The organism is uncultured Lutibacter sp., assembly GCF_937891065.1.
Taxonomy (GTDB): domain Bacteria; phylum Bacteroidota; class Bacteroidia; order Flavobacteriales; family Flavobacteriaceae; genus Lutibacter.
Genome location: NZ_CALAEQ010000012.1, coordinates 1 through 7,771 on the forward strand (window position 1 = coordinate 1; position 7,771 = coordinate 7,771).

7 protein-coding genes are annotated in these 7,771 nt (G+C 31.7%); 2 read left to right on the forward strand and 5 right to left on the reverse strand.

Annotated features, from left to right (window positions below):
• Both Q0352_RS01200 and Q0352_RS01205 read right to left on the reverse strand, forming a co-directional pair.
• Positions 1 to 2,021, reverse strand: a 2,021-nt coding sequence (locus Q0352_RS01200) for an ATP-binding protein (protein WP_299522307.1), incomplete at its 3' end; no start/stop codon positions are given.
• 126 nt (positions 2,022 to 2,147) lie between these two features.
• The gene (locus tag Q0352_RS01205) at positions 2,148 to 3,317 is read right to left on the reverse strand and encodes an FG-GAP repeat domain-containing protein (protein ID WP_367274562.1); all 1,170 of its coding nucleotides are present in this window, start codon (positions 3,315 to 3,317) and stop codon (positions 2,148 to 2,150) included.
• Between the two features lie 303 nt (positions 3,318 to 3,620).
• Between Q0352_RS01205 and Q0352_RS01210 the strand changes: the two genes are divergently transcribed.
• Together Q0352_RS01210 and Q0352_RS01215 are read left to right on the forward strand one after the other, a co-directional pair.
• Entirely contained in the window at positions 3,621 to 3,842 is a 222-nt protein-coding gene (locus Q0352_RS01210; protein WP_299522310.1) for a hypothetical protein, read from the forward strand.
• A gap of 451 nt (positions 3,843 to 4,293) precedes the next feature.
• Positions 4,294 to 4,695, forward strand: a complete 402-nt coding sequence (locus Q0352_RS01215; protein ID WP_299522313.1) for an HU family DNA-binding protein — start codon at positions 4,294 to 4,296, stop codon at positions 4,693 to 4,695.
• A gap of 22 nt (positions 4,696 to 4,717) precedes the next feature.
• Here the strand turns inward: Q0352_RS01215 and Q0352_RS01220 are convergent, their stop codons facing one another.
• The 3 genes from Q0352_RS01220 to Q0352_RS01230 all read right to left on the reverse strand — a co-directional run bounded on the left by Q0352_RS01220 (position 4,718) and on the right by Q0352_RS01230 (position 7,472).
• Positions 4,718 to 5,911 carry a tyrosine-type recombinase/integrase gene (locus Q0352_RS01220; protein WP_299522316.1) on the reverse strand — a complete coding sequence of 398 codons (1,194 nt, stop codon included), beginning with the start codon at positions 5,909 to 5,911 and terminating at the stop codon, positions 4,718 to 4,720.
• Between the two features lie 115 nt (positions 5,912 to 6,026).
• On the reverse strand, positions 6,027 to 7,004 hold the full coding sequence (locus Q0352_RS01225) for a D-cysteine desulfhydrase family protein (protein WP_299522319.1): 978 nt from the start codon (positions 7,002 to 7,004) through the stop codon (positions 6,027 to 6,029).
• A gap of 69 nt (positions 7,005 to 7,073) precedes the next feature.
• Complete coding sequence (locus Q0352_RS01230) at positions 7,074 to 7,472, reverse strand: LETM1 domain-containing protein (protein WP_299522322.1); 399 nt, start codon at positions 7,470 to 7,472, stop codon at positions 7,074 to 7,076.
• Between the last annotated feature and the right edge of the window lie 299 nt (positions 7,473 to 7,771).

Sequence of the window (7,771 nt, forward strand, 5' to 3'; positions counted from 1 at the left end):
TTGAAATACTTTTGTATTAATGCTAGTAATTCGGTCTTGTTAATGGGTTTTGCAATATACTCATTGCATCCTGCTTCAATTGATTTTTCTCTGTCGCCCATAAGTCCATAAGCGGTCTGCGCAATAATGATTACTTCTTTGTTAAATTGACGGATTTGACGCGTTGCTTCGTATCCATTCATATCTGGCATCTGAATATCCATCAAGATTAAATTTATGTCTGAGTTCTTGCGACACATTTCAACAACTTCTTTACCAGTTTTTGCTTTTATTACCTCTGTGCTGAATTCTTTAACGATTATGGAAATCAACATTTCTGATGGTTCATCGTCTTCGGCAATGAGAATTTTCAAGTTTCGAATATTATTTTCTTTTCCTTCAGTTGGTGCAAAGTCACTTACCTTTAATATTTCTTCGGAATTAATTTGGTATGGTAGTGTGAAATAAAATGTTGAGCCAACACCTTCTTCACTTTCAACCCAAATTTTTCCTCCAAGCATTTCTACGTACGCTTTAGAAATGGACAACCCTAATCCTGCTCCCTGTTGGGCCATTTTATCTTCAATATCTGCTTGTATAAAACGTTCGAATATGGCTTTCTGTCTGTCTTTATGAATGCCAATTCCAGAGTCTCTGACATAAAATTCTATATAATCGCCCTTTAAAATATAGCCAATTTTTATTTCGCCATCTTTGCTGTATTTAATGGCATTTTTAACAAGGTTGGTAAGTATGGAAAAAACTTTTTCGCGGTCGGTTTTAATGATAGATTCTTTATCTGGCAAGGTGCTTCTGTACGAAATTGTCATCCCTTTACCTTCAATTTCGGGTTTGAAAAAAGTATAAATGTATTCGATTTGCTGGTTTATATTTGACTCTTTGATGTTTAGTTTCGTTAAGCCCGCTTCTATTTTCGATATATCAATAATATCATTAATAATGTTGAGCATCCGTACTCCACTTCTTTCTATGATTCTTACATATTCTTTTTGCTGATGAATTGAAAGCTCGGGTTCCTTCAACAAATTAGCAAAACCCAGGATACCATTCATTGGAGTACGGATTTCGTGGCTCATATTGGCAAGAAATGCTGATTTCAGGCGGTCGCTTTCTTCGGCTTTATCTTTGGCAATAACCAATTCTTCCTCCGCATGTTTGCGCTCGGTGATATCGCTCAAAGAAGTAACTCTAACAGCTTTTCCTTTGTAGTGCATCATTTTTCCTTGTAACATGCACGGAAACGTGGTACCATCTTTTTTTATTGCTAATGCTTCATAAGGTTGTTCGTATCCGGCAAGTATATTATTCATTACTATTTCTCTGTATTCGGGTGCAATCCAATCAGCACCTTTTCTTCCAATTGCTTCTTCATTTGAATATCCAAACTTCTTTTCAGCACTAAGGTTTTGTTGGATACATATGCCTTTTTCGGAAAGGAAAATACATTCAAAAGCAGCTTCACTTAATCCGCGATATTTTTCCTTGCTCTCCTCAATTTCTTGCTCCGCCTGTTTACGCTCGGTAATATCCTCGAATATAGCCGAAAACTCATCTTTTTTGGAATTGTAAGCAAAAACAGAATAATACTTTTTACTTTGTTTATGATACATTTCAAATGTAATCGGATTCCTTTTTTTTGCTACTTCACCAAATGTTTTAAACCATTCCGGCTCGGTTCCGGGCAGCATTTCGGATATTTTTTCACCAATCGCAGTTTCCTTTTTCAAAGCAGTAAATTCTTCATATACCCGATTCATATCTTCATATATACAATCAGACATGTTTCCGTTTTTATCATATATCGCTTTACAGAAAACAATACCCACTGACATTTTATTAAACAAACCGTCAAATTTTTCTGAGCTTTCTTTTAGTGCTTGCTCCACCTGTTTACCTGCCTGTTCGGCAGATAGGCGCTCGGTGGAATCTTCCTTTAAAATTTCTTTTAAGGAATCGTACTTTTGCTGTAATTTCTTTAACTCTTTTATGAGTTCTTCTTTGGATTTGTCTAATTCATTCATAATAATATTCCTTTAAAAACGCTGAATGTTAATATGTTGGTGTCTTTTTAGCATTGGCTATAACGGTTTGTGTAAAATGCGTTTTAATGCATTTTTACATAGTGTTACAAATAGTTTCTCATTAAATTAAAATTTTGTAAAATTTCCATTGCCATCATTGATATATTTGAAGTTAAAGGCCAAGTCATCAGGAAAAAAATCTATATCTCCGTCATTATCTAGGTCTTGAGCTCGCATCCATGGAAACCAATCTTCTGTATCTAATCCTGGGTCATTTATTTGATTTGTTGCATCAATGAATTCTCTATTGCCTGTGCTCAATAAAAGTTGAACCCTTCTACCAACATAAAAATTAGCATTACCTCCCCCAGTCCTATTTATAATTAGATCTCGATCTCCATCATTATCCACGTCTTCGGCCTCAAAGTCCAGCACTGTTCCATAGTTGGTAAATTGAGGAACTATAGATCGTAGATTACTTGTGTATGATCCCGAGGAACTGCCCCAATAAACACTTGTATTATCCCCATCTTGTTCATGTGCTCCAACTAGCAAGTCGATAAAGCCATCTTTGTCAACATCGATTAGCTCGGCACTAAAAACCTTGTCAATACTTCTATCAAATCGATTATCGACCTTAGTGAAATTAGCTTGACCGTCATTTATGTAAAAAAAAGATTCAAAACCACCAACAAAAACATCTATGTCTCCATCATTGTCTATATCCCCAGCTGCGCCCCCGTGGTGAAATCCTGTCTGGTCTAAAAGCTTAGTCCAAGTAAATGAACCAATAGAGTTTTGAATAATTAATTTAGGATTACTTCCTGGAAAAGGATTGGCATCATAACCATGATCAAAAACAAAAATATCATCCAAGCCGTTATTGTTAAAATCACCAACAATAGATTTCCTTGCATGAGTTGCAGGGGGCATACTACCATTAAACTCAATTGTAGATGAAGTGAAGTTACCCTGACCATCATTTATTGCCAGAATGCTATTTACCTCGCCTTGCAGTAAAAATTCACCTGTCGCCATAAATACATCAGTGAACCCATCCCCATTGGCATCTAGATAAGAAATCGCATCTCTCAGACTGCCAGAATTCGCACCTGATGGTAGTCCAAAGTTTTCTACATGTATATCCGTTTTAGCATTCGTATATGAACTTCCTGCATCTGCATTTGATGAAGGTGAAATATTTAGATTTTCTAGGTTAGGAGTTGGATTATCGTCTTTTGAACATGAAATGATTATTATTGAAATAAGAATCATAATATTGTGTTTGAAATTCATATTTTTTGCTTTAATGTCTTGTCCTGAAATACGGCTACAGGTTAAAATTGATTTTACGCTGATAATTTGTATACCATATTTGGTGTTTTATAGTCTAAAGATAAATATTTTTTTCAAACTTGAAGCATAGCTTTCTAGTTTAAAACGATTCAAAATAACGAGATGCTAAATTGGTTCAATCTTATCTGATTTGCCTGATTTTTCAGTTACAGTTACAGCAGTAATTCTTGATCTAAAACCACTTGCAATTATCAGGTTTATTTCGTAAATTAATGGCTGTTAAATTACCATTTGTTTTTTTATATGAAATCGAAACACCTAAATATTTATAATCTACCTTTAACAGAAGAAACTTATAATGAGTTGAGAAAAGCTTTGAGGTTTGGAAAATTAAAATGGTTAAGTCTATCAAAAGAATTACAAAATGCCTATCACAGTTTTGATAAAGATAAAAGGGAAACTGATTTTGAAAAGCAGATTCATAAATTAACACCAGGTGCTTGTGATTATGATACGCCAATTTGATATCCAGGTCAATAATAAAAATGAACAATCACTAACCAATTCCTAAAAATAAAATAAGCAAACACAAATTTCAATAAGGTTATTAAAAAATAAATTGAACAGTGAGCAAACCAAAAATACTTGTACAAGTTGAATTAAAATAGGTTAAACAGCAGTATTTTTATTTTACTAGCAAAATCTTGTCAATTTGCTTAGTAAATCTTGTCAAACTACTTGATAAATCTTGTCATTTACTTCATACTTCTTGTAAAATATACTAGTATTTTTTAATTAAATATACTAGTATATCTTTATAGTAATAGTACTATAATTTTAAAAAAATACTACAATAAATACAAACTTTAAAATTAGTTTACAATAGTGCTTGTAAAAGATAAATATACAACTATATTAGCGTTAAACATAAAAATTAAACATTTTATTACTAACAATCTATAAAAAAATAGCTAATATGCCAATTCGTTACCGAATAACTAAAAGAAGCAATACCATTGCCAATAATAAAGAACCTCAGTACATTATGCAAGCTGTAAATACAGGTGTAGTAACATTAGACGATCTAAGTTATCAAATTAGCAATGAATGTACCTTAAGTAAGTACGATGTAAAAATGGTTTTGCATGCATTGGGTGATAAATTACAATTTCATTTGGAAGATGGTAAAATTGTGGATATAGATAATATTGGAAAGTTTAAAGTGGGTTTTAAATGCAAAGCAAATCCAGATCCTACTACCTTAACTCCTAAAAGAAATATTCAAAAATACCATTTAAATTTTCAGCCATCGGTAGTGTTAAAACGTTGGTTAAAAAAAGGCATTAAAACATATAAAGAAGGAAGTAGAAGTACCTAATTTTTATAGTTAAATGGGTCTTTTAATAATTACCAGATAGACGAGAAGTAGTGTTTTTAGCAGTGTTATTCTCATACATACTTTTTACAGCCAAATCTAACGGACTTTCAATTTTTAATAAATCTTTTTTACTAACGTGGGTATAAATCATGGTGGTTTCGGGTTTTGCATGACCCAATAATTCTTGAATATAGCGCAGATCAATGCCGTTTTCTAATAAATGAGTTGCATAACTGTGTCGTAAGGTATGGGGTGTTACTCTTTTTGTAATTCGGGCAATTTTACTTGATCTATGTAAAAAAGCTCTAATACTTTCAGCACTGTACTGTTGAAAAGGTTTTCCTTCAACAAAGTAGGTTTTAGGGTTGTAACTCATTAAATAATTTTGCATTAGTGGTATAAAACTTTGTGCTAAAATTATATTTCGGTCTTTTCTTCCTTTACTATTTTTTACGGTTAACTGTCTTCTGTCAACATCAATATGTTTCAATTCTAAATGTAACAACTCACTTATGCGCAAGCCAGCACTATAAATCATTGCCAAAACAGCTCTGTGTTTTAAGTTTTTTGTATAGCGCAATAAATCAATGACTTCTTCTTTTGAAAGAACTGTTGGTAATAATCTACTTTTCTTAGGTCGTTTCAATGCAATTTCTTCAATCTTACATTCAGGATAAAAAGCTTTAAATAATTTGATAGCACTTATAAACTGTCGGTGTGTACTAATACTATATTTTCTTGGAATAAAAACATCTTCAATAAACTGTTCTACAATTCTGTTGGTAAGCGTGTTAAGTGGTGTGTCTTTTATATAATCGATAAAATCAGCAACAAAAGTAAAATAGGTTTTAACGGTACTTTCACTATAGCATTTACCTTTTAAATACTTTACATACGCTCTTATAATAACTTTATTTTCTTCTGAAATTTCTCGAGGTTTCCGTTCAGTTTTAATTTTTAGGCCCTTATTATAAACGGAATCGTCTAACTTAAATAGAACATCATTTTTAAGTGTTTGCTTAATAAAATCAATATTTTTTGAAGTATAATCTGTATACCATCCTTTTAAAGTCTGACTCCATAAGTAACCATCAATTTTTCTAATTTTTGAAATAATAGGTTCGTTATAAGGAAATACCAATAACAATCGTAATTTATTTCGATGCAGTACTTTTTTTAAAAGTAGGGTAGGTTTCATAGATAAAGATGTTTTCATAGCATATCAAATATACACTATTTTTGATTGAGTTATAAAAAAAATGAATTGAAATACATTTAGTATTTTTAGTATCGAGAATTATTATTTAATATAAAAATTAAATTTTTGATACTTATTTTAACTCATTCGAATACTTAAAAATAGCAGGAAATCCGCCCGTATGCCAAAACAGTACATTAGAATTAGCAGGTAATTTTTTCCCCTTCAGTGTATGTAACATTCCATAAAAAGCTCTACCTGTATAAACAGGATCAACTAAAATACCTTCAGTCATTGCTAATTCTTTAATAGCAAGTTTTTCATCTTGCGCCAAAACACCATAACCAGGGTTGTCATAGTCTCTATTCAATGGTATATCAGCAATTGTAAACTTCTTTTGAATGTTTAATAATAGAGTTCCATCTTTAATAATATTCAAAACAATTGCTTCTAAAGAAAGTCCATCGGTTTCATCTTTATCAATATTAATAGGTACTAGTTGAGTATTTAGTTTATACAGTTCTATACCAAGGGTTAAACCTGCCTGCATACCACCAGAACTAGAAGCGAAAAAGATATAATCAATATTTAAATTTTGTTCGGTTAACTGATCTTTTAATTCTTTAACGGCATTTACAAAACCTAAAGCACCTGTAATATTTGAGCCTCCATAAGGAATTACATAACATTTTTTGTTGTGAGCTTCTAAGTCTTTTGTTAATAGTTCAAGATCTTCACCCTTTCTGTTTTTACCTGTAAAATGAAGATGCGCACCTAACATTGAGGATAGTAACAAATTTCCGTCATAAGTTTTAGGTGCTGTTCCACCCAAAAGTAAATGACATTCTAAACCTGCTATAGCACAAGCTGCTGCGGTTTGCCTACAATGATTTGATTGTTGTGCGCCAGCTGTAATAACAGTATTGCAACCTTTATCTAATGCTTGTTTAATTAAGTATTCTAGTTTTCTTGTTTTATTTCCTCCAGAAGCTAAACCAGTGTGATCGTCTCTTTTAATATAAATGTTGTAATCAGTATATTTTTTAGATAAATTTTTTAGCGGATGAATTGGAGTGGGGAAGAAGCCTAAACTATAGTTATTGTCAATCATTTTAGATGTATTCTTTAAATAGTTTTCCTTTTTTAAATGATACCGTTGTATTTCTTATTTGAATACATATCAACCTTTAGAATCTTTAATCCTATTTTTTTTGAAATTAGAAGGGCATAAATCGATTCCTTTTTTCTCTGCAGCTTTTAATATTACCGGAATTAGTAGGGTAGCACCTGGAATTAACACAAATGGAATACCAATTCCAACCATTTTAAAAACATTTGAAACCTGAGTTTTTAAATGCTGTTCTTCGTCTTTAGAAATTTGTTGTTGTGAAATAAATTTTAAAATAATACGAGACGCTTCTTTTGTATCAGCAGCCTCATTTTTCATTCCAATTAAAAAATCATTCAGTGCTCGAGTAGTTCTTAATTTATTTTTTTTTACAAGTTGAGCAAATTCGCTTTTCCCATTCTTTTCAAAAATGGAAATATCTAATTTTAAAAGTTGCTTTCTATCTTGCATTTACAAAAGTTATCATGTCAAATATACTATTTTATAGTATATTTTGAATTGAAATATAAATTGAAAATACAGCGCTATTTGAATTGGCACAAGTTTAGGTTTAAAAAGTCCAGTACTTTTTTTGTCATTCCTGGGGTGGCAGGAATCTATCATAAGTTTATTGTACCTCAAATTACAATGTATGGATACCTGTTTTCACAGGTATGACAGATAGGAAAATAAAAACGAATGTCATTCCTGCGGAGGCAGGAATCTATCATAAGTTTATTACAACTCAAATTACAATGTATGGATACCTG